This is a genomic window from Pseudomonas sp. SCPG-7 (assembly GCF_002156405.1).
In the GTDB taxonomy this organism is placed as follows: domain Bacteria; phylum Pseudomonadota; class Gammaproteobacteria; order Pseudomonadales; family Pseudomonadaceae; genus Aquipseudomonas; species Aquipseudomonas parakoreensis.
This window is the reverse complement of sequence record NZ_MVOO01000018.1, coordinates 68,993-91,007: the sequence shown is the minus strand read 5'-3', so window position 1 is coordinate 91,007 and position 22,015 is coordinate 68,993. Positions and strand designations below refer to the sequence as shown.

Here is a 22,015-nt window from a genome sequence, read left to right as displayed (position 1 = left end):
GGCAACGGCTCAGCCGCAGCTGGGCAGATTCTTTTCCTGGCGTTTGGCTTCACCCCACAGGGCGTCCAACTCTTCGAGGGTGCAATCTTCCATGGGACGACGGGTGTCGCGCAATGCCTGTTCGATAAAACGGAAACGTCGTTCGAACTTGGCGTTGGCGCCACGCAGCGCAGTTTCCGGATCGACCTTCAGATGCCGGGCCAGATTGACCACGGAAAACAGCAGGTCGCCGATCTCGTCGGCCACCGCTTGCGGATCGTTTTCGGACATGGCTTCGAGCACTTCATCGAGCTCTTCGCGCACTTTGTCCAGCACCGGCAACGCATCCGGCCAGTCGAAGCCGACCTGCCCGGCACGCTTTTGCAATTTGGCCGAACGCGACAGCGCAGGCAATGCGGCGGGCACGTCATCGAGCAGTGACAGCTGCTCGGGCGCGGCAGATTTCTCGGCGCGTTCTTCGGCCTTGATCTCTTCCCAGCGCTGCTTGACCTGTTCTTCGCTCAGGCGCGGCACATCCAGCGGCGCATACAGATCGCCGGTGGGGAAGACGTGTGGATGACGGCGGATCAGCTTGCGGGTGATGCTGTCGACCACCCCGGCAAATTCGAAGCGCCCTTCTTCCCGGGCCAGCTGGCTGTAATAGACCACCTGAAACAATAGATCGCCCAGCTCGCCCTGCAAATGATCGAAGTCACCGCGCTCGATGGCGTCGGCCACTTCGTAGGCTTCTTCGAGGGTGTGCGGGACGATGGTCGCGTAGGTTTGCTTGATGTCCCACGGGCAACCGTACTGCGGATCGCGCAGGCGGTTCATCAGGTGGAGCAGGTCTTCAAGGCTGTGCATACAAAATCTCACTCAACCGTGTAGGAGCTGCCGAAGGCTGCGATCTTTTGATTTTGATTTTCAAGATCAAAAGATCGCAGCCTTCGGCAGCTCCTACAGGGGACCGCGTTATGGGGTACGGTTACGCCGCGTTTCGATGATGTTCGGCAACTGCGAAATCCGCCCCAGCAAACGCCCCAGCGCATCCAGACCCGGAATCTCGATGGTCAGGGACATCAGCGCGGTGTTGTCCTCCTTGTTCGAGCGGGTGTTGACCGCCAGCACGTTGATGCGCTCGTTGAGCAGCACCTGCGAGACGTCACGCAGCAGACCGGAACGGTCGTAGGCGCGGATGACGATGTCCACCGGATAGGTGAGCACCGGCACCGGGCCCCAACTGACCTGGATGATCCGCTCCGGCTCGCGCCCGGCCAGTTGCAGCACCGAGGCGCAGTCCTGACGGTGGATGCTCACGCCGCGGCCCTGGGTGATGTAACCGACAATCGCATCGCCCGGCAGCGGCTGGCAGCAGCCAGCCATTTGCGTCATCAGGTTGCCGACGCCCTGAATCTGGATGTCGCCGCGCTTGCCCGGCTTGTAGCCGGTGGCCTTGCGCGGAATCAGCTCCAGTTGTTCGTTACCGCGTTCCGGCTCGACCAGTTGCTGCGCCAGGTTCACCAGTTGCGCCAGACGCAGGTCGCCGGCACCGAGGGCAGCGAACATGTCTTCGGCGGTTTTCATGTTGGCCTTTTCGGCCAGCTTGTCGAAATCCACCGCCGGCAGACCGAGGCGATTGAGTTCGCGCTCGATCAGGGTTTTACCCGCCGCGACGTTCTGGTCACGGGCCTGCAACTTGAACCAGTGAACGATCTTCGCCCGCGCCCGGGAGGTGGTGACATAGCCCAGGTTCGGGTTCAGCCAGTCGCGGCTCGGCGTACCGTGCTTGCTGGTGATGATCTCGACCTGTTCACCGGTCTGCAGGCTGTAGTTGAGCGGCACGATCCGCCCATTGATCTTCGCGCCACGGCAGTTGTGACCGATCTCGGTGTGCACGCGGTAGGCGAAGTCCAGCGGCGTCGCGCCTTTCGGCAAGTCGATGGCGTGGCCGTCCGGGGTGAAGATGTAGACCCGATCCGGTTCGATATCGACTCGCAGCTGTTCGGCCAGACCACCGATATCACCCAGCTCTTCATGCCACTCGAGGACCTGACGCAGCCAGGAGATTTTCTCTTCGTAGTGATTGGAGCCGGATTTGACGTCGGTGCCCTTGTAGCGCCAGTGCGCGCACACGCCCAGCTCGGCCTCCTCGTGCATGGCGTGGGTACGAATCTGCACCTCAAGCACCTTGCCCTCCGGACCGATCACCGCCGTGTGCAGCGAGCGGTAGCCGTTCTCTTTCGGGTTGGCGATGTAGTCGTCGAACTCTTTCGGGATGTGCCGCCACAGGGTGTGGACGATACCGAGCGCTGTGTAGCAGTCGCGCATTTCCGGCACCAGCACGCGTACGGCGCGCACGTCGTAGATCTGGCTGAACTCCAGACCCTTGCGCTGCATTTTGCGCCAGATCGAATAGATGTGCTTGGCCCGGCCGCTGATGTCGGCATCGACGCCGGTGGCCTGCAATTCATCCTTGAGCTGGGTCATCACATCGCTGATGAAGCGCTCACGGTCCAGCCGCCGCTCGTGGAGCAGCTTGGCGATCTGTTTGTATTGATCGGGTTCCAGGTAACGGAAGGACAAGTCCTCCAGTTCCCACTTGATATGGCCGATGCCGAGTCGGTGCGCGAGCGGCGCATAGATGTCGAAGACTTCCCGGGCGACGCGGTTACGCTTCTCGTCGTCGGCGGTTTTTACCGCACGGATCGCGCAGGTACGTTCGGCCAGTTTGATCAGCGCGACGCGGACGTCGTCGACCATCGCCACCAGCATCTTGCGCAGGTTTTCCACCTGGCCCTGGGTGCCCATCACCATTGACTGGCGCGGGCTGAGGCTGGCACTGATCGCCGCCATGCGCTGCACGCCGTCGATCAGCTTGGCCACCACCGGACCGAAACGCTGGCTGACGGCCGCGAGCTCAATCTGACCTTCACGTACGCCACGGTACAGCACCGCCGCGACCAGCGAGTCCTGGTCGAGCTTGAGGTCGGCGAGAATCTCGGCGATCTCCAGGCCCGTACTGAAACTGCCGCTGCCCTCGGCCCAGAGGTTCTTCTTGGCATTGGACTGCTGTTCGGCCTCGCGAGCGAACTCGCAGGCTTCTTTCAAGGCTTCGCGATCCAGTGCCATGTCGACACTGACCGCGTGATCGAGCCAAGCCTCGAGATTGATACTGCCGTCGGTGTTGATCGGCTGGTGTGCTCTCACCTGTACCATGCTGCTTTACCTTCCCTACGACGCAGATTCAATGCGTCAAATCGCTGATCCCTAATGCCCGTTTGCGCTCGCGGGGCTGAAGCGAGCGCTGCGCGGACAGATCAGACGGATTCAGACGAGCCATCCTGGCTCGCTTCAAATAACGCCATGGCCTCGACATGCGCCGTCTGAGGAAACATATCGAGAATCCCGGCACGTTTTAACCGGTAGCCCTGCTTGATCAATTCGACCGTATCGCGCGCCAGAGTTGCAGGGTTGCACGACACATAAACCAACCGCTCGGCACCCAGGGTCGCGAGCTTGCGCACCACCTCGAAAGCACCGTCACGCGGTGGGTCCAAGAGTACCGCAGAAAAGCCGTTTCCGATCCATTCGACATCGGTCAAAGGCTGGGATAAATCGGCTTGAAAAAACTTTGTGTTATGCAAATTGTTGCTAGCAGCGTTCGCAGCGGCACGGTCGACCATGGTCTGCACGCCCTCCACCGCCACCACTTCACGCACGCTTTTGGCCAGCGGCAAGGCGAAGTTGCCCAGACCGCAGAACAGGTCGAGCACGCGCTCGTCACCGGTCGGCTTCAGCCAGTCCAGTGCCTGCGCCACCATCGCCTCGTTGACCCCGGCGTTGACCTGGATGAAATCCCCCGGCCGCCAGGCCAGATCCAGATCCCACTGTTCCAGGCGATAACCCAGAGACTGCGTGGCATCCACCGGTTGCGGCTCGCCGTCGCCATGCAGCCACAGTTGCGCGTCATGGAACTGGCAGAATTCCTTGAGGATCGTCAGGTCGGCTTCAGACAACGGCGCCATGTGGCGCAACAACACCGCCAGCGAAGAACCACTGAACAACTCGACGTGCCCCAGCGCTTGCGGTTTGCTCAAACGACGGAGCATCTCCGGCAAACGGGTCATGATCGGTTGCAAGGGCTGTACCAGCACCGGGCATTCGTTGATACCGACGATGTCCTGACTGCCGGCGGCGCGAAAACCGACTTCGAGTTTTTTCGCCTTCATGTCCCAACGCACGGCAATCCGCGCGCGGCGGCGGTAGCCGAATTCCGCTCCGGTCAGCGGCGCCGCCCATTCGTCAGGCGCGACCCCGGCAACCTTCGACAGCTGCTCGGCGAGCATGCGCTGTTTCAGGGCAAGCTGTTCGGCATGGGGCAAGTGTTGCACGCTGCACCCGCCGCAGCGGCCGGCATGCTGACAGGCTGCCGGGCGACGCAACTCGCTGGCCTTGAACACGCGCTCGGTGCGCGCTTCAACCACTTTGCCGCGGGCGCCAAGCACCCGCGCCTCGACCTCTTCACCGGCGAGGGCGCCGAGGACGAACCAGGTTTTGCCTTCGAAAAACGCGATGCCGCGACCGTCATTGGCCAGGCGCTCGATGTTCAAGCGCTGCTTTTTGCCGGTCGGGATTTGCGCGGCCTTGCTGCCGCCGGTGGGCTGGAAGCGCAGGCCTCTCTCATGCTTGGCCATCAGTTGGCCGCGTCGAAAATGCCGGTCGACAGGTAACGGTCGCCACGGTCGCAGATGATCGCGACGATCACCGCGTTTTCAACTTCTTTGGACAGGCGCAGCATGGCTGCCACCGCACCGCCCGAGGACACGCCGCAGAAGATGCCTTCTTCGCGAGCCAGACGTCGGGTCACGTCCTCGGCTTCGCTTTGCGCCATGTCGACAATGCGGTCAACGCGGTCGGCCTGATAGATCTTCGGCAGGTATTCCTGCGGCCAGCGACGGATGCCGGGAATGGCCGAACCTTCCATCGGCTGCAGCCCGATGATCTGCACGCTGTCGCTCTGCTCTTTCAAGTAGCGCGACACGCCCATGATGGTCCCGGTGGTGCCCATCGAGCTGACGAAATGGGTGATGGTGCCCTGGGTCTGACGCCAGATTTCCGGGCCGGTGGTGGTGTAGTGCGCCTCAGGGTTGTCGCCGTTGGCGAACTGATCGAGCACCTTGCCACGGCCCTCGGCTTCCATCCGCTGGGCGAGATCGCGCGCGCCTTCCATGCCCTCTTCCTGGTTGACCAGAATCAGCTCGGCACCGTAAGCGGTCATCGCCGCTTTACGCTCGGCGCTGGAGTTGTCCGGCATGATCAGGATCATCTTGTAACCCTTGATCGCGGCAGCCATGGCCAGAGCGATGCCGGTGTTGCCCGAGGTCGCTTCGATCAATGTATCGCCAGCGTGAATCTGCCCGCGCAACTCGGCGCGAGTGATCATCGACAACGCCGGACGGTCCTTGACCGAACCCGCCGGGTTATTCCCTTCAAGCTTGAGCAAAAGGGTGTTGCTGGTAGCACCGGGCAGGCGCTGCAAACGCACCAGCGGCGTGTTGCCGACGCAATCGGCGATGGTTGGGTACTGCAGGGTCATGGCGTATTCGCAATCCAGACGTGCGGGGGCGCCTATCATACCGGCAAACGTTCGCAGGCCATATCACGCAAAGTGCGGTGCTTATGGTTTATGGGAATAAGCAGTAAAATTCTCATCAGCGGTGAGACAAAAGACTGGCCGTTCTGAAGTTTCCAGAGCGATGCTGATGGCCTCATCGCTGGCAAGCCAGCTCCCACAGGGTTTCAGGTGTTCACACGGTATTTGTCTGACAGAAGTTCACGGTGGGAGCTGGCTTGCCAGCGATGGCATCGGATCTGAGTGCAGCGTCATCCGCCACCAGGCGCAAATTCAGCCGCAACCCCGCCCCGGCATTCTCCGCCCACACCATCCCACCCTGGCGCTGCACCGCATTCCTCGCAATGCTCAACCCCAACCCAAACCCGCCGTCCCCCGGGCGCGAGCCGTCGAGGCGGGTGAAGGGTGAGAAGATCCGTTGCAGATCGCCCTCGGCCACCCCGCCGCCCTGATCCTCCAGCCACAAATGCCAGTAATCGCCGTCACGCCGTCCATCGAGGCGCACGATGCCACCCTCGGGCGAATGACGGATGGCATTGCGCAGAATATTTTCCAGCGCCTGCGCCAAAGTATTGAGGTTGCCGCGCACCCAGCACGACGCCGGCACCGCGCACTGCAATTGCAGGCTCGGCCAGCCGCTTTCGTAACAGGCGTTGTCGGTGAGCATTTCCCACAGCGCCTGGATCTGGATCGCTTCGTCAGGCAGCGGCGCACGCTCGGTGTCGAGCCAGGCCAGTTGCAGGGTGTCTTCGACCAGTCGTTGCATACCGTCGACTTCACGGCCGATGCGCTCGCGCAGTTGCCGCAGATCCTGCTCGCTCTCACTGGCCACCCGCAGACGACTCAGCGGCGTACGCAGTTCATGGGACAGGTCGCGCAGCAGCTGCTGTTGCAGGGCGACGGTGGATTGCAGGCGTTCGGACATTGAATCGAAGGCCCGCGCCAGCTCGCCGAGTTCGTCCGGGCGCTGGGTGATACCGCTCGACAGACGCACATGCAATTGGTCGGCACGCCAGGCGTTGGCCTGCTCACGCAAGTTATTCAACGGCACTACCAGCAAGCGATACAGGCCAATGCACAGCAATAAGGTGAACAGCCCCGGAATCACGCCGTTGGTGATCACCCGCCAGAACACCCGGTATTTCCCCGGCAGGAAACGCTCGGGCAACTCGATCACCAGACTGCCGGCGGACGGGTCCTGGGGAAACGGCACACGCAGCCACGGCCGGCCCTTCTTGTGGATAGGCCAGTCGAGGCCGCGCAAAAAGGTCAGGTGCTGGATTTCCTGTTCATTCAGCGGCTCGCTGCTCAACGATTGCAGATTGCGGTCGATCACCCCGACCCAGGCCGCCTCACGCAACTCCATACTCTGCAACCAGTTATCGACACCGTCGCGCTCACCGCGCTGCCACGCCCGCTCGGCCTCGCCGGCATAACGGCTGAGGGTGCCGCGCGCCTCGTCGGAAAGGAACTGATTGCGCTCTTCCATGTAACGCCCCCACGACCAGCTTAACCAGATCATCAGCAGACAGAACGCCACCAGCAGACACGCCAGTTTCCAGAACAGCGAATGCCGCCCCGGCAAGTCAGAGACTTTCATCGGGCGCACTCAGCACATAACCCTTGCCCCATACCGTGCGCACTTCTCGTTCGGTGTAACCGATGGCCTTGAGTTTGCGGCGGATCTGGCTGATGTGCATGTCGAGGCTGCGGTCGTGGGCCGCATAGCCGCGTTGCAGCACGTGCTGATACAGGAAGGCCTTGCTCAGGACTTCTTCATCGTTGCGATTGAGGGTTTCCAGCAAGCGGTATTCGCTGCGGGTCAAACCGGCAGCTTGCGCGTTATAGAAGACCTCGCACTGTTCTTCGTCGAAGCGCAGCGCGCCGTGAATCGCCGCCGGTGCAATCGCTGCCGGGCGCCGATCCAGCGCCACCCGGCGCAGGATCGCCTCGATCCGCACATGCAGCTCGGCCATGCTGAACGGCTTGGGCAGGTAATCATCGGCGCCCAGACGAAAGCCGCTAATGCGATCGGCCTCGGCGCCCAGCGCCGACATCAGCAGCACTGGCGTCGAATGGCTCTGGCGCAATTGCGTCAGCACCTTCAGGCCATCGAGCCCCGGCAACAGAATGTCCATCAGCACCACGTCGAACGGCTGATGGCGAGCGATGTTCAGACCTTCCTGCCCGTTCTGGCACCAGGTCACCGCAAATCCACTCCGGCCCAGGTGTTCGTGAACATAGGCACCGAGCACCGGGTCGTCCTCGATGGCAAGAATGCGTGGCAGGTCGGTGGAAACAGGAGTCATGAGTATCTGCAAATAATTCTCAGTTGGCCGATTATTCAAGATTGTCCGCCATCGGGCAACCCAAGCTTGACCGGCCGGACAAACGCGCCTCGCCCTGACGGCCGAGGGCGAGATGATTTTTCCGAAGATTGCCTGCCTGCAAATCGCTACACTGCGCCAATGTCGCGTGCCGGACGCACGTGCGAGTCAACAGTTCAGCGGGATGCAGGAGATGGGTGTGCTCAAGAAACTGGGAATCAAAGGTCGCGTATTGTTGCTGACCCTGTTGCCCACCAGCCTGATGGCGTTGGTGCTCGGTGGCTATTTCACCTGGATGCAACAGTCCGATTTGCAGACCCAACTGATGCAGCGCGGTGAAATGATCGCCGAGCAACTGGCGCCACTGGTAGCGCCCGCCATGGGCCACGGCAACACCGATTTGCTCGAACGCATCGCCACCCAATCGCTGGAACAGCCTGACGTGCGCGCCGTCACCTTCCTCGCCCCCGACCGCACCCCGCTGGCGCACGCCGGTCCGACCATGCTCAATCAAGCCCCCAGTGGCGACAGTGCACAACTGCAACGGCGCAGCGGCAATGACGCCACCCGTTATCTGATGCCGGTGTTCGGCAAGCATCGCAACCTCGCCGGCGACGTGATCCCGCAAGAATCCGAGCGCCTGCTCGGCTGGGTCGAACTGGAGCTGTCGCACAACGGCATGCTGCTGCGCGGTTATCGCAGTCTGTTTGCCAGCCTGCTGCTGATCGCCGCGGGCCTCGCCGGCGCGGCCCTGCTCGCCTTGCGCATGGGCCGCACCATCAACCGCCCATTGAGCCAGATCAAACACGCCGTCGCGCAACTCAAGGACGGTCATCTGGAAACCCGTCTGCCACCGCTCGGCAGCCAGGAGCTGGACGAGTTGGCCTCGGGCATCAACCGCATGGCCGGGACCCTGCAGAACGCGCGCGAAGAATTGCAGCACAGCGTCGATCAGGCCACCGAAGACGTGCGGCAGAACCTGGAAACCATCGAGATCCAGAACATCGAACTGGACCTGGCGCGCAAAGAAGCGCTGGAGGCGAGCCGGATCAAATCCGAGTTCCTCGCCAACATGAGCCACGAAATCCGTACGCCGCTCAACGGCATTCTCGGCTTCACGCATCTGTTGCAGAAAAGCGAGCTGACCCCGCGCCAGCTCGACTATCTGGGCACCATTGAAAAGTCCGCCGACAGCTTGCTCGGGATCATCAACGAGATCCTCGACTTCTCGAAGATCGAGGCCGGCAAGCTGGTGCTCGACCATATCCCGTTCAACCTGCGCGACCTGTTGCAGGACACCCTGACGATTCTGGCGCCGGCGGCGCACGCCAAGCAGTTGGAGCTGGTGAGCCTGGTCTATCGCGACACGCCGCTGTCGCTGGTCGGTGACCCGCTGCGCCTGAAACAGATCCTCACCAACCTGGTCAGCAACGCGATCAAGTTCACCCGCGAAGGCACCATCGTCGCGCGCGCCATGCTTGAAGAAGAACATGAAGACAGCGTGCAACTGCGCATCAGCATTCAGGACACCGGCATCGGCCTGTCGAGTCAGGATGTGCGCGCGTTGTTCCAGGCGTTCAGTCAGGCCGACAACTCGCTGTCGCGCCAGCCCGGCGGCACCGGTCTGGGTCTGGTGATTTCCAAGCGCCTGATCGAACAGATGGGCGGCGAAATCGGCGTCGACAGCACCCCGGGCGAAGGCTCGGAGTTCTGGATCAGCCTGAGCCTGCCGAAAACCCGCGACGACACCGAAGATTTGCCGGCCCCACCGCTACTCGGACGCCGCGTGGCGGTGCTGGAAAATCACGAACTGGCGCGCCAGGCCTTGCAGCATCAACTGGAAGACTGTGGCCTCGATGTCACGCCATTCAATACCCTGGAGAGCCTGACCAACGGCGTCACCGGCGCGCACCAGACCGATCAGGCCATCGACCTTGCGGTGCTCGGCATCACCAGCAACGACATGCTCCCGGAGCGCCTGAACCAGCACATCTGGGATCTGGAACACCTCGGTTGCAAAGTGCTGGTGTTGTGCCCGACCACCGAACAGACGTTGTTCCATCTCTCGGTGCCCAACCCGCACAGTCAGCTGCCAGCCAAACCGGCCTGCACGCGCAAATTGCGTCGGGCGCTGGCGGATCTGGCCAACCCGCGCCAGCCGCGCAATGAACCAGGCGAACCGCTGTCGAGCCGTGCTCCGAAAGTCCTGTGCGTCGACGACAACCCAGCCAACCTGTTGCTGGTGCAGACCCTGCTCGAAGACATGGGCGCCAAGGTGCTGGCCGTGGAAAGCGGCTACGCAGCAGTCAAAGCGGTGCAGAGCGAATCCTTCGATCTGGTGCTGATGGACGTACAGATGCCGGGCATGGACGGACGCCAGACCACCGAAACCATCCGTCAGTGGGAAAGCGAACGGCATAGCACACCGCTGCCGATCGTCGCCCTGACCGCCCACGCCATGGCCAACGAAAAACGCGCCTTGCTGCAAAGCGGCATGGACGACTACCTGACCAAACCGATCAGCGAGCGGCAACTGGCGCAAGTGGTGCTGAAATGGACGGGGCTGGCCTTGCGCAATCAAGGCGCGGAGCGCGCCAGCGAGAGTGCGACGGGCAGCAACGAACTGCCCGTGATCGACCACGAAGAAGGCTTGCGCCTGGCCGCCGGCAAGGCCGATCTGGCGGCCGACATGCTGGCGATGCTGCTTGCCTCGCTGGAAGCCGACCGCGAAGCGATTCGCGCCGCCAGTGAAGCCCGCGATCAGAATGCACTGATCGAGCGCGTGCATCGCCTGCACGGCGCGACCCGGTATTGCGGCGTGCCGCAATTGCGCGCGGCCTGCCAGCGCAGTGAAACCCTGCTCAAACAGGGCGACCCGAAAGCACCGGCGGCGTTGGAGGAATTGGAGCGGGCAATCAATCGCCTCGCGACCCAGGCCAGAATCAGCGCCTGACCCATGGCAATACCGGTGTTGGCAACCGCCGATAAAGTGGTGGTGGTCAATATTGACTCGCCACCCCGTTCCAGGAGGAATACATGCGCACGCTCGTTTTCAGCAGCCAGACCTACGACCGCGACAGTTTCCTCGCCGTCGATTGCCCGGGCGGGATAGAACTGCACTTTCAGCAGGCCCGGCTCAGTCTCGACACCGCCGCCCTGGCCGAGCACCACGAGGTGGTCTGCGCCTTCATCAATGACGATCTCAGCGCGCCAGTGCTGGAGCGTCTGGCGGCCGGGGGCACGCGCCTGATCGCCCTGCGTTCGGCGGGCTACAACCATGTCGATCTGCTCGCGGCGAAACGCCTCGGGTTGGCCGTGGTGCGGGTGCCGGCCTATTCGCCACATGCGGTGGCCGAACATGCGGTGGCGCTGATTCTGGCGCTCAACCGGCGCCTGCACCGCGCCTACAACCGCACCCGCGAAGGCGATTTCACCCTGCACGGCCTGACCGGTTTCGATCTGGTGGGCAAAACGGTCGGCATCGTTGGCACCGGGCAGATCGGCGCGACGTTCGCGAAAATCATGCACGGTTTCGGTTGTCAGTTGCTGGCCTACGATCCGTATCCAAATCCGCAGGTTGTGGCTTTGGGCGCGCGGTATCTGAGCCTGCCGGAGCTGCTCGCGCAGTCGCGGATCATCAGCCTGCATTGCCCGCTCAATGTGCAAAGCAAACACTTGATCAACCGGGAGTCACTGGCCCATCTGCAACCGGGGGCAATGCTGATCAACACGGGGCGCGGCGGCCTGGTGGACACACCGGCGTTGATCGATGCACTGAAGGACGGCCAATTGGGCTATCTGGGACTGGATGTGTATGAGGAAGAAGCGCAGCTGTTTTTCGAAGACCGCAGCGACCTGCCGTTGCAGGACGACGTGCTGGCGCGGTTACTGACGTTTCCGAACGTGATCATCACCGCGCATCAGGCGTTCCTGACCCATGAAGCCTTGGGTGCGATTGCCGCGACCACCCTGCACAACATCGCGACCTGGGCCGCAGGCACGCCGCAGAACCAGGTCGAAGGCTGAGGATTGGCGGCTTATTTGGGCGACAGCGACGAGGCCAGAATCAGCAGCGCCAGCCAGCCAAACCCGAAAAAGCGCTGTTTCATCGAGTGGCCGTTGCGCAGCAGGAACCAGACAAAGACCATCGGCAACAGAAACACCATGATCTTCAACCAGCCTTCCACCGGACGCGAACCATCGGCGTTGGCCTGAGGCTGCGGCGCGGGCTCGGGCTGCCGACGGCGCCGGCCGACAGCGGCCGGTGTCACTTTCGGCGTCGGCTCCGGAGCTGGTGGCGGAACAAAGGCTTCGGGCACGGATTTGTTGCGCGGCAGGCTGCCGAATGAAATCGTCGCGGCGGCTTGCGCCGGTGTGTGCTCGTGCTGCTGCGCCATCGGAGCACCACAATGAATGCACGCCTTTGCTTCCGAGCTGATGCTGCGCTTGCATTCATAACATTCGATCAACGCCATGTTCCGTTCCCTCAGATTGAAGGGCGGCAGTTTGCCATGAGCGCCAGCCGATTTGAACCGGATCGAAGGTCGCACACGTACGCCATCCTGCAATCCAGCCCGTGCTAGCATGTCGCGCAGATTTGGAGGACCCATGGTCGAACACGATTTCCGCTACACCCTGATGAACCCGCAACACACCCTCACCGAATGCCGCGCCCTTGTACCGGGCCGCTATCAGGTCACCGGCAATGGTGGCTCGATTCGCAACGGTGACGTCCTGTTGGTCACGCTCAAAGGCAGCAAGGACTTGTCCATGCGCCTGACCGTCGACACCGTGCGCCACCTGATCAATCCGCCGGGCCAATGGACCGCGATGACCACCGGCCCGGTATTCGGCGAACTGGCGATCCACACCTGGCAGGTCAACTGCGACAGCTGCGCCAAAGAGCTGAACTTCGAGTTCGCCGTGGACGCCAAGCTGGGCAAGAGCGCCGAGAAGCCGGCCGCCACCGCGCGCATCGCCGAGCTGGGCTGGAAAGCCGTCGGCGACAAGCACTTGTGCCCGAAATGCCAGGAGCCTGCGTGATGAAACGCCTTGCCCTGCCGCTGCTGGTCGGTGCCGGTCTGGTGGGCTGCGCCGCAGAGCCAGTGCAGTTGCAACAGAACCGCAGCTACATTCTGGAATGGATCGGCGAGCGGCCCTTAATGGATTACAGCCACCTGACCGTGACCCTCGGCGACGATGGTCGTGCTTACGGCAATGGCGGCTGCAACCACTGGTTCGCGCCGTACACCCTCGACGGCGACAAACTGAGCTTCGGCCCGATCGGCAAGACCCGCAAACTCTGCGCCCCGGCGCTGATGGAGCAGGAACAACGCTTCCTGCAAGCGCTGCAAGGCGTTGAGCGCTGGGACATCTCGCCGATCGAGCAGATGCGCTTCTGGCCGGCCGAAGGCAAGCCGTTGCGTTGGTGGCTGGAAGAGGGTTAACCCCCTTCGACGCACACTGAAATTACTGTGGCGAGGGAGCTTGCTCTCGCTCGGCTGCGTAGCAGTCGCAAAACCGTTAACCGCGCGTTGCCGGAGACACGAGTCAGCAGGGTTTGGGGCCGCTTCGCGGCCCAGCGGGAGCAAGCTCCCTCGCCACAAAAGCCGATTCAGCTCACTTCGTCGCCTGCAACGCCTCCAGCTTCGCCATCACCCCCGCCGCCGTCTGCTCGCCCATCAACTGCTCACGCACCTTGCCCTTGTTGTCGATGATGTAGGTCACTGGCAAGGCCTCACTGCGCGGCAGGTCGAACAGGTCGGCCGGATCCTGCGCCAGCACGGTGAATTTGATGCCGAGTTTCTCGCTGGCGCTCTTCAGGTCTTCACCCTGGACGTTGTCGAAGTTGACCCCGAACACACCGACATTCTTGCTCTTGAGTTCGTCCGCCAAATGGTTGAGTTCCGGGATTTCAGTGCGGCACGGGCCACACCATTCGGCCCAGTAGTTGAGCACTACCCATTGTTTGTCCAGGCGCTCGGACGCCACTTTCTGACCATTCTGGTCAATGCCGTAGTCGTTGCCGCAGCCCCCCAGCATCAACGCCCCGATTATCGTCAATGCCGCTGCCAATCGCCGTGTCATGTCATGTTCCCTGGTCAAAAATTGAAGGCGCCTGCGACCCGTTGCCTCTGAAGGTTCTGGATTGCGCGCTGCACAGTTAGAATAGCCGCCACTTTACGCCAGAAGCGACCTGCCATGACCGATCTGACGCTTTATCACAATCCGCGCTGCTCGAAATCCCGCGGCGCGCTGGAACTTCTTGAGGCCCGCGGCCTGACCCCGAACGTGGTGCGTTACCTCGAAACCCCACTGAATGCGGTACAAATCAAGGCACTGCTCGGCAAGCTGGGAATCAGCGCGCGTCAGTTGCTGCGCACCGGAGAAGATGAATACAAAATGCTTCAGCTGGCTGACGAAAGCCTCAGCGAAGCGCAATTGATCGACGCCATCGTCCAGCACCCAAAACTGATGGAACGGCCAATTCTTGAAGTCGGCAACAAAGCCGTGATCGGTCGTCCGCCGGAAAATGTGCTGGAGCTGTTGCCGTGAGCGCGCCCTATATTCTGGTGCTGTATTACAGCCGCAACGGCGCGACCAATGAGATGGCGCGGCAGATTGCGCGCGGTGTCGAACAGGCGGGTCTCGAAGCGCGCTTGCGTACGGTGCCCGCCATTTCCACCGAGTGCGAAGCCGTGTCGCCGGACATCCCGGATGAAGGCGCGTTGTACGCCACGCTCGATGACCTGAAGAATTGCGCGGGTCTGGCCCTCGGCAGCCCGACACGTTTCGGCAACATGGCCGCACCGCTGAAGTACTTCCTCGATGGCACCAGCAACCTGTGGCTGACCGGCGCACTGGTCGGCAAACCGGCTGGCGTGTTCACCTCCACCGCCAGCCTGCACGGCGGCCAGGAAACCACCTTGTTGTCGATGATGCTGCCGCTGCTTCATCACGGCATGCTGATCACCGGCCTGCCGTACAGCGAGTCGGCGTTGCTGGAAACCCAAGGCGGCGGTACGCCGTATGGCGCCAGTCATCACGCCGGGGCCGATGGCAAAAAAGGTCTGGATCCGCACGAGATGGCGCTGTGTCGCGCACTCGGCGCACGCCTGGCGAAAACCGCGCAAAAACTGGAGGGCTGACATGGCCCGGAAGCCGAAAGTCCTGCCCAGCGTTGAATGGCTGGAGCCGCGTGTACGGGCGATGCGGGTTATCAGTCTGCTGTGCTTTTTCGGCCTGGCAGGATTGCTGGCGGCTTATTACCTGGTGTTCGCCGACCTGCACGGCGCTCGACCGTGGGTGATCCTGCTGGTCGAACTGATCCCGTGGCTGATCCTCGCGCCGGGAATGCTGATGGGCAACGCGCGTGCGCACTCGTGGATGTGCTTTGTGGTGAATCTGTATTTCATCAAGGGTGCACTGGCAGCGTATGACCCGAACCGGCAGCTGTTTGGCGTGCTGGAGATGGCCGCGAGCCTGGCACTGTTCTGCTCGGCGCTGCTGTATGTGCGGTGGCGGTATCAGTTGAATCGCAAGCTGGCTGGCGAGGGCGAAGTCTCTGTCGCCTGACAGATCGCTATCGCTGGCAAGCCAGCTCCCACCGTTTTTGTGTCGATCACAAAATTGTGTTTCAACAAGGATCCTGTGGGAGCTGGCTTGCCAGCGATTGAAGCAACTCGATGTCAATGATTGACAGTGTACGCGAGCATCATCGAAATCTGACTCATCGGCCGCCCGCCACTCTGCTCATGCCACTGATTGAACGCGTTCTGCACAATCGCCAGATCGCGCAGACTGGTCGGCGCCTTGTCGACGATCTTCTGCGCATTCAGCGCCGCGACCACGTCATAGCTCGGCACGAAGGTGTCCTTGCCGACCATGCGCAGGAAGCGTGGTGCCGACAGCCCACCTAACTGACTCCCGTGTTTTTTCAGGTAGGTCCACAAACCGACGATATCGGTCACCGGCCAGTCGGCGATCAGCGCGCCGAAACTGCCCTTCTCCTGCTCGACATCGAGAATGAACTGCGCATTGCGCGGCACGCTCTTGAGCTTGCCCAGGTGGCGGATGATCCGCGCGTCCTGCATCAGGCGTTCAAGATGTTCGGCGCTCATCAGCACGACTTTTTCCGGGTCGAACTTGAAGAACACCTCTTCGAAAGCCGGCCACTTGGCGTCCACCAGGCTGTGCTTGAGGCCGGCGCGAAAGACGCGCAGGGCCATGGTCGAGAGGTAGCGGTCGTCGCTGATCTTGCGCAATTGCGCGGGAGTCTTGGGAACGGGCAGATGGGCTTCCAGTTCAGCCGCCGAACCGAAGCGGTTCAGACAGAATTCGTGCAGCCACTTGTAATCGCGCATGCCCTCTCCTATTGAATGAAACGAAAAACCCCATGTGGGGGCAGGCCCTGTGGTGAGGGGATTTAGCGAAACGTCGCACCGCCCCGATGAGGAGCAAAGCTCCCCCAGAAAAGCTGGGGCTGCTGCGCAGCCCATCGGGGATAAATCCCCTCACCACAGGGCCGCTCCCACAGGGAAGGGGTTTACAGGTTGACGACGTTAACGAAGCGCGAAGCCGCCGTTTCGTCGATCTTCAGGCTGGTGAAGTCGAACAGGTTGCGGTCGGCCAGTTGCGACGGCACGACGTTCTGCAGACTGCGGAAGATGCTTTCAGTGCGGCCCGGAGTCTTGCGCTCCCAGTCCTGAAGCATTTCCTTGACCACCTGGCGCTGCAGGTTTTCCTGCGAACCGCAGAGGTTGCACGGGATGATCGGGAATTCCTTGAAGTCCGAGTAGGCCTGGATGTCTTTCTCGTTGCAGTAGGCCAGCGGACGGATCACCACGTTGCGCCCGTCGTCGGCGCGCAGCTTCGGCGGCATCGCCTTGAGGGTGCCGTTGAAGAACATGTTGAGGAAGAACGTCTCGACGATGTCATCGCGATGGTGACCGAGGGCCATCTTGGTCGCACCGATTTCATCGGCAAAGGTGTACAGCGTGCCGCGACGCAGGCGCGAGCACAGCGAGCAGGTGGTCTTGCCTTCGGGAATCAACTCCTTGACCACCGAGTAAGTGTCTTTCTCGACGATGTGGTACTCGACGCCCAGCTCTTTCAGGTAGGCCGGCAGCACGTGCTCGGGGAAGCCCGGCTGCTTCTGATCCATGTTCACCGCGACGATCTCGAACTTGATCGGTGCAACCTTCTGCAGGTGCAGCAGCACGTCGAGCATGGTGTAACTGTCCTTGCCCCCGGACAGGCAGACCATGACCTTGTCGCCGTCTTCGATCATGTTGAAATCGGCGACCGCTTCGCCGGCCAGGCGGCGCAGGCGCTTTTGCAGTTTGTTCTGGTTGACCGTAAGAGTGCCCATGACGCGAAATCCGTGAGGTGTGACGAAAGGCGGGCATTTTACGCAAAAACCCGGGGAGCGCGAAGGGCCGTGGGTCTGTCCCTTTCAACCGATCCCCTGTGGCGAGGGAGCTTACTCCCGCTGGGGTGCGAAGCGCCCCCAAACCTGCAGTCGCTATTTTCCTGACTCACCGAACTGCAAGGATTGGCGACTGCTGCGCAACCGAGCGGGAGCAAGCTCCCTCGCCACAGAGGTGACCCAGCCTCAAATGCGCAAGACCCTGCCGCGATTACGCCCAGTGTTTACAGCGCAATTTGCTCTAAGCCCCTAGTCCCTGTGCGGTTAAGTCCTTTCTATACTGCGACATAAGGTCGCACACATCTGAAGACCTGTATTTGCTCGGCCACCTTGGCCCGTAGGCGCTCCGCTGGGGGGCGATGGCAATAACAAGAGGAGTGACTGGCATGATCCATCACGTAGTGGGACTTTTTACCCACCCCGATCAGGAATGGAAGGAAATCCGTGGCGACCAAGAGGAAAGCATCAGCCACATGTACCTGACACACACGCTGATCCTGGCGGCGATTCCGGCCGTTTCGGCGTTTATCGGCACCACGCAGGTCGGCTGGGTGATCGGCAATCGCGCACCGGTGATGCTCACCGTCGAAAGTGCGATCTGGATGACCGTGATGTCGTACCTGGCAATGCTCGGCGGGGTCGCGGTGATGGGCGCCTTTGTGCACTGGATGGCCCGCACGTATGACGCCAATCCAAGTCTGGCGCGTTGCGTGGCGTTCGCAACCTACACCGCCACGCCGTTGTTCGTTGGCGGGCTGGCGGCGCTGTATCCGCATATGTGGCTGGGGATGATCGTCGGCACGGCGGCCATCTGCTACACGGTGTATCTGCTGTACGTCGGGCTACCAACGTTCATGAACATACCGTCAGACGAAGGCTTCCTGTTTTCCAGCTCAGTGCTGGCGGTGGGTCTGGTGGTGCTGGTGGCCATCATGGCGTTCACCGTGATTGTCTGGGGCCTCGGCGTGGGGCCGGTGTATACCAACTGACAGGCTTTATCCCCGAGAAAAACAAGATCTGCCAATACAGGCCGCCGCAAGGCGGCCTTCTCGTTTCGCGAATGACCATTCGGCAGGTCAACGATTCGCAAGTCCTGGAGGTTGCGGCATACTCGACGCCTCTGGAGATCCATCAAGCATGCCCGAGCAACTCAATACCCGCGTCGAAGACTGTTACCAACTCGCTGAAGCCTTTTTCAAACGTCATTTCCAACGCCCGGTCGTCAGCCTCAAGCTGCGCGGGCAAAAAGCCGGTGTCGCGCATCTGCACGAGAACCTGCTGCGCTTCAACCCGCAGCTGTACCGGGAAAACACCGAACACTTCCTCAAGCAGACCGTGGCCCATGAAGTCGCGCACCTGATCGCCCATCAACTGTTCGGCGACCGTATCCAGCCGCATGGCGAAGAATGGCAACTGATCATGCGCGGGGTTTATGAACTGCCACCGGATCGTTGCCACACCTACGCCGTGAAACGCCGCAGCGTGACCCGCTATATCTACAAATGCCCGTGCGCCGACAGTGATTTTCCGTTTTCGGCGCAGCGTCATAGCCTGGTGCGCCAGGGGCGGCGGTATTTGTGCCGGCGTTGTCGCAACACCTTGGTGTTCAGTGGTGAGATGCGGGTGGAATAGCCGGTTCGTTGCTGCATTGGAGGGCCTCATCGCTGGCAAGCCAGCTCCCACAGGTTTTGTGCCGAACACAGAGCCTGTGAACACCCCAAAGAAACTGTGGGAGCTGGCTTGCCAGCGATGAGGCCAGCACCAACGCTAGAGAATGACCTTGGCCGCACGCAATTGAGCAATCCGCTCAGCATCAAACCCCAACTCCCCCAGCACCTGCTCCGTGTGCTGTCCCAACTTCGCACCAACATGCCGCGGCGCCGGCAGCGCCTCGGAGAATTTCAACGGACAGCCGATCTGCGCCTGAGTCGTACCGTCGCCACGCGGCACCTGGGTCACCAGTTCCCGCGCCTGCAACTGCGGATGCTGCACCGCCTCGCTCAGGTTCAAGACCGGTTCGACACAGGCATCGACTCCGGCGAACAATTCGCACAGCTCGGCAAAGTCGTGCCTCTCGAACTCAACTTTCAGCGCATCCTTCAATAACCGTTGCTGTTCGGGTTTCGGCGACAAGCCCTGCGCCGCCAGCTCCGGCCGGCCCAACGCCGCGCACAGTTGCTGCATGAACCCCGGTTCCAGACTGCCCACCGACAGCCAGCGCCCGTCGCGCGAGCGGTAATAGTCATAGAAGCTGCCGCCATTGAGCATCTGGTCTTCCCAGTGCGGTTCCTCGCCACAGGCCAGATATCCGGCGCCAGCCATGGCGTTCAGGCTGAAGGTGCAATCGGTCATGCTCACGTCCAGATGCGTGCCCTGCCCGCTCTGCTGCCGGGCGATGACCGCCGCCAGCAGGCCGATCACCCCATGCAGTGAACCGCCCGCGATATCCGCCACCTGCATGCCCAACGGCAACGGCCCGCTGTCGGTGCGGCCGGTGTAGCTGGAGAGCCCGGCCAGCGCCAGATAATTGATGTCATGCCCGGCGCGATCCTTGTACGGGCCGGTCTGGCCGTAGCCGGTGATCGACACGTAAATCAGCTTCGGGTTGATCGCCTTCAACGCCTCGTAGCCCAGACCCAAACGTTCCATCACCCCGGGACGGAACTGTTCCAGAACGATGTCGTATTCGCCCAGCAACTGCCTGATCACCTCCAGCGCCTCCGGCTGCTTGAGATCCAGCGCCAGGCTGCGCTTGTTGCGGTTGAGGTAAGCGTGGCTGGCGGACACCCCTTGATCGTGCGGCGGCAACACCCGCAGCAGGTCCATGCGCGTGGGCGACTCGATGCGCAGCACTTCGGCGCCCATGTCGGCCAGCAACAGCGACGCGAATGGCCCCGGTAGCAGGGTCGAGAAATCGAGAATCTTCAGTGAGGCCAGCGGTGCGGACATGGGCGAATTCCTTGTGCGATGCACTCAGACTAGGCAGCGATGCCGCGCACGGCAATCACCGGATGTGTCAGCGGCAGTGACCGTAATGCTCAAATCGCAGGCAATAAAAAACCTGCCGAAGCAGGTTTTTCAGGACACCTGTGGCGAGGGAGCTTGCTCCCGCAGGGGCGCGAAGCGGCCCCGTTCTTCAAAGAGGGGCCTGCTGCGCAGTCCGGCGGGAGCAAGCTCCCTCGCCACAAGGTATTACCAAATTGCAGTTACTTGACGTTGCTCGGGGTAGCACCTTCAGCCACACCCAGGTCGTCTTCCGGACGGGTGTCAGCAATACCGCGACCACCCGAAGCCAGCTCGGCTTGCAGCACGTCGGTGTCCAGCTCTTTCACCCACTTGGCAACCACGATGGTCGCCACGGCGTTGCCGACCAGGTTGGTCAGGGCGCGGGCTTCGGACATGAAGCGGTCGATACCGAGAATCAGCGCCAGACCGGCCACCGGCAGGTGACCTACCGCCGACAGGGTGGCGGCCAGCACGATGAAGCCCGAACCGGTCACACCGGCGGCGCCTTTGGACGACAGCAGCAATACCACCAGCAGGGTGATCTGATGGGTGATGTCCATGTGCGTGTCGGTGGCCTGAGCAATGAACACGGCGGCCATGGTCAGGTAGATCGCGGTACCGTCGAGGTTGAACGAATAACCGGTCGGGATCACCAGACCCACGACGGATTTCTTCGCGCCCAGACGCTCCATCTTGATCAGCATCCGTGGCAGTACCGATTCCGACGAGGAAGTGCCCAGTACGATCAGCAGCTCTTCACGGATGTAACGGATCATCTTCAGCACGCTGAAGCCGTGCATACGGGCAATGGCACCCAGCACGATCAGGATGAACGCCAGGCAGGTGATGTAGAAGCAGGCCATCAGTTGACCCAACTGCACCAGCGAACCGACACCGTAGGCACCGATGGTGAACGCCATCGCACCGAAGGCACCGATTGGCGCGAGCTTCATGATCATGTTGATGATGTTGAACATCACGTGGGCGAAGCGATCGATGAAGTCGAGGATCGGACGGCCGTAGTCACCCAGGCGGTGCAGGGCGAAACCGAAGATCACCGAGAACATCAGCACTTGCAGGATGTCACCGGTAGCAAACGCGCCGACGATGGTGGTCGGGATCACGTTGAGCAGGAAGCCGACAACGCTCTGGTCTGCGCCTTGCTGCACATAAGTGGCGACTTTCGAGGCGTCCAGGGTGCTGACGTCAATGTGCATGCCGTTGCCCGGCTGCACGATGTTGACCACGATCAGACCGACCAGCAGGGCGATGGTCGAAACGATTTCGAAGTACAGGAGTGCGTAACCGCCGGTCTTGCCGACCGATTTCATGCTTTGCATGCCAGCAATGCCGCTGACCACGGTGCAGAAAATGATCGGGGCGATGATCATTTTGATCAGCTTGATGAACCCGTCGCCCAGCGGCTTAACCGCCACACCGAACTGCGGGTAGTAGTGACCAAGGGCAATACCGATGATGATCGCGACGATCACCTGGAAATACAGGGATTTGTACAGTGGCTGACGAGTCGTCATTGCAAGTGTCCTCAAGCGTCCCGCGGGCAACATCCATCTGTTGAGCGCAGAACCTGAATTGCGAACCCTCCTGCACTGGAGGGATTTGTTGTGTCGAGCAGCGTTTTTC

At 61.5% G+C, this 22,015-nt stretch carries 21 protein-coding genes; 9 read left to right on the top strand and 12 right to left on the bottom strand.

The features are described 5' to 3' along the window. Positions 1-9 precede the first annotated feature (9 nt). The 6 genes from mazG to B1722_RS24745 all read right to left on the bottom strand — a co-directional run bounded on the left by mazG (position 10) and on the right by B1722_RS24745 (position 7,920). Positions 10-843, bottom strand: coding sequence for a nucleoside triphosphate pyrophosphohydrolase (mazG, locus tag B1722_RS24770; RefSeq protein WP_041067506.1), 834 nt, complete (start codon positions 841-843; stop codon positions 10-12). Positions 844-951: 108 nt separating this feature from the next. Then, complete coding sequence (relA, locus tag B1722_RS24765) at positions 952-3,195, bottom strand: GTP diphosphokinase (RefSeq protein ID WP_041067509.1); 2,244 nt, start codon at positions 3,193-3,195, stop codon at positions 952-954. A 101-nt stretch (positions 3,196-3,296) separates the two neighbouring features. Next, positions 3,297-4,673: a 23S rRNA (uracil(1939)-C(5))-methyltransferase RlmD gene (gene rlmD, locus B1722_RS24760; RefSeq protein WP_086794713.1), complete on the bottom strand. Its 1,377-nt coding sequence runs from the start codon at positions 4,671-4,673 to the stop codon at positions 3,297-3,299. Then, positions 4,673-5,575, bottom strand: coding sequence for a cysteine synthase CysM (cysM, locus tag B1722_RS24755; RefSeq protein WP_176393386.1), 903 nt, complete (start codon positions 5,573-5,575; stop codon positions 4,673-4,675). The genes rlmD and cysM overlap by 1 nt, the downstream gene beginning before the upstream one ends. Positions 5,576-5,786: 211 nt before the next feature. After that, entirely contained in the window at positions 5,787-7,211 is a 1,425-nt protein-coding gene (locus tag B1722_RS24750) for a sensor histidine kinase (RefSeq protein ID WP_086794710.1), read from the bottom strand. After that, positions 7,198-7,920, bottom strand: coding sequence for a response regulator transcription factor (locus tag B1722_RS24745; RefSeq protein WP_041067521.1), 723 nt, complete (start codon positions 7,918-7,920; stop codon positions 7,198-7,200). The genes B1722_RS24750 and B1722_RS24745 overlap by 14 nt, the downstream gene beginning before the upstream one ends. A 217-nt stretch (positions 7,921-8,137) precedes the next feature. On the opposite strand from B1722_RS24745, the gene B1722_RS24740 reads away from it, so the two are divergent. Both B1722_RS24740 and B1722_RS24735 read left to right on the top strand, forming a co-directional pair. Continuing rightward, entirely contained in the window at positions 8,138-10,891 is a 2,754-nt protein-coding gene (locus B1722_RS24740; RefSeq protein ID WP_086794717.1) for a response regulator, read from the top strand. A gap of 83 nt (positions 10,892-10,974) precedes the next feature. Next, positions 10,975-11,964 (top strand): 2-hydroxyacid dehydrogenase, encoded by a 990-nt coding sequence (locus B1722_RS24735; protein ID WP_086794708.1) that lies wholly within the window; start codon positions 10,975-10,977, stop codon positions 11,962-11,964. Between the two features lie 11 nt (positions 11,965-11,975). On the opposite strand, the gene B1722_RS24730 is transcribed toward B1722_RS24735, so the two are convergent. Further along, the gene (locus tag B1722_RS24730; protein ID WP_041067528.1) at positions 11,976-12,413 is read right to left on the bottom strand and encodes a hypothetical protein; all 438 of its coding nucleotides are present in this window, start codon (positions 12,411-12,413) and stop codon (positions 11,976-11,978) included. A gap of 133 nt (positions 12,414-12,546) precedes the next feature. On the opposite strand from B1722_RS24730, the gene B1722_RS24725 reads away from it, so the two are divergent. Further along, positions 12,547-12,981, top strand: coding sequence for a hypothetical protein (locus tag B1722_RS24725; protein ID WP_041067531.1), 435 nt, complete (start codon positions 12,547-12,549; stop codon positions 12,979-12,981). Further along, positions 12,981-13,385, top strand: coding sequence for an META domain-containing protein (locus B1722_RS24720; protein ID WP_086794706.1), 405 nt, complete (start codon positions 12,981-12,983; stop codon positions 13,383-13,385). The genes B1722_RS24725 and B1722_RS24720 overlap by 1 nt, the downstream gene beginning before the upstream one ends. Before the next feature lie 172 nt (positions 13,386-13,557). Here B1722_RS24720 and B1722_RS24715 read toward each other — a convergent pair whose 3' ends face one another. Continuing rightward, positions 13,558-14,025, bottom strand: a complete 468-nt coding sequence (locus tag B1722_RS24715) for a TlpA disulfide reductase family protein (RefSeq protein ID WP_041067536.1) — start codon at positions 14,023-14,025, stop codon at positions 13,558-13,560. A 114-nt stretch (positions 14,026-14,139) separates the two neighbouring features. Here B1722_RS24715 and arsC point away from each other — a divergent pair, with 114 nt between their 5' ends. Genes arsC through B1722_RS24700 form a run of 3 tightly spaced genes read left to right on the top strand, consistent with a single transcriptional unit; the run spans position 14,140 to position 15,513 of the window. Continuing rightward, positions 14,140-14,493, top strand: a complete 354-nt coding sequence (gene arsC / locus B1722_RS24710) for an arsenate reductase (glutaredoxin) (RefSeq protein WP_041067539.1) — start codon at positions 14,140-14,142, stop codon at positions 14,491-14,493. Further along, complete coding sequence (wrbA, locus tag B1722_RS24705) at positions 14,490-15,086, top strand: NAD(P)H:quinone oxidoreductase (protein WP_041067542.1); 597 nt, start codon at positions 14,490-14,492, stop codon at positions 15,084-15,086. Before arsC ends, wrbA begins: the two co-directional genes overlap by 4 nt. Position 15,087: 1 nt before the next feature. Beyond that, complete coding sequence (locus tag B1722_RS24700; protein WP_041067545.1) at positions 15,088-15,513, top strand: DUF2069 domain-containing protein; 426 nt, start codon at positions 15,088-15,090, stop codon at positions 15,511-15,513. A 113-nt stretch (positions 15,514-15,626) separates the two neighbouring features. Here the strand turns inward: B1722_RS24700 and B1722_RS24695 are convergent, their stop codons facing one another. Both B1722_RS24695 and ttcA read right to left on the bottom strand, forming a co-directional pair. Then, positions 15,627-16,301, bottom strand: a complete 675-nt coding sequence (locus tag B1722_RS24695; protein ID WP_086794704.1) for a DNA-3-methyladenine glycosylase I — start codon at positions 16,299-16,301, stop codon at positions 15,627-15,629. 182 nt (positions 16,302-16,483) lie between these two features. Next, positions 16,484-17,308 carry a tRNA 2-thiocytidine(32) synthetase TtcA gene (gene ttcA, locus B1722_RS24690; protein ID WP_041067551.1) on the bottom strand — a complete coding sequence of 275 codons (825 nt, stop codon included), beginning with the start codon at positions 17,306-17,308 and terminating at the stop codon, positions 16,484-16,486. A gap of 443 nt (positions 17,309-17,751) precedes the next feature. On the opposite strand from ttcA, the gene B1722_RS24685 reads away from it, so the two are divergent. Both B1722_RS24685 and B1722_RS24680 read left to right on the top strand, forming a co-directional pair. Next, on the top strand, positions 17,752-18,354 hold the full coding sequence (locus B1722_RS24685) for a Yip1 family protein (protein WP_007917515.1): 603 nt from the start codon (positions 17,752-17,754) through the stop codon (positions 18,352-18,354). Between the two features lie 148 nt (positions 18,355-18,502). Next, on the top strand, positions 18,503-18,997 hold the full coding sequence (locus B1722_RS24680) for a SprT family zinc-dependent metalloprotease (protein WP_041067555.1): 495 nt from the start codon (positions 18,503-18,505) through the stop codon (positions 18,995-18,997). Positions 18,998-19,132: 135 nt separating this feature from the next. Here the strand turns inward: B1722_RS24680 and B1722_RS24675 are convergent, their stop codons facing one another. After that, positions 19,133-20,314 carry a CaiB/BaiF CoA-transferase family protein gene (locus B1722_RS24675; RefSeq protein WP_086794702.1) on the bottom strand — a complete coding sequence of 394 codons (1,182 nt, stop codon included), beginning with the start codon at positions 20,312-20,314 and terminating at the stop codon, positions 19,133-19,135. A gap of 257 nt (positions 20,315-20,571) precedes the next feature. Beyond that, entirely contained in the window at positions 20,572-21,906 is a 1,335-nt protein-coding gene (locus B1722_RS24670; protein ID WP_041067561.1) for a dicarboxylate/amino acid:cation symporter, read from the bottom strand. Between the last annotated feature and the right edge of the window lie 109 nt (positions 21,907-22,015).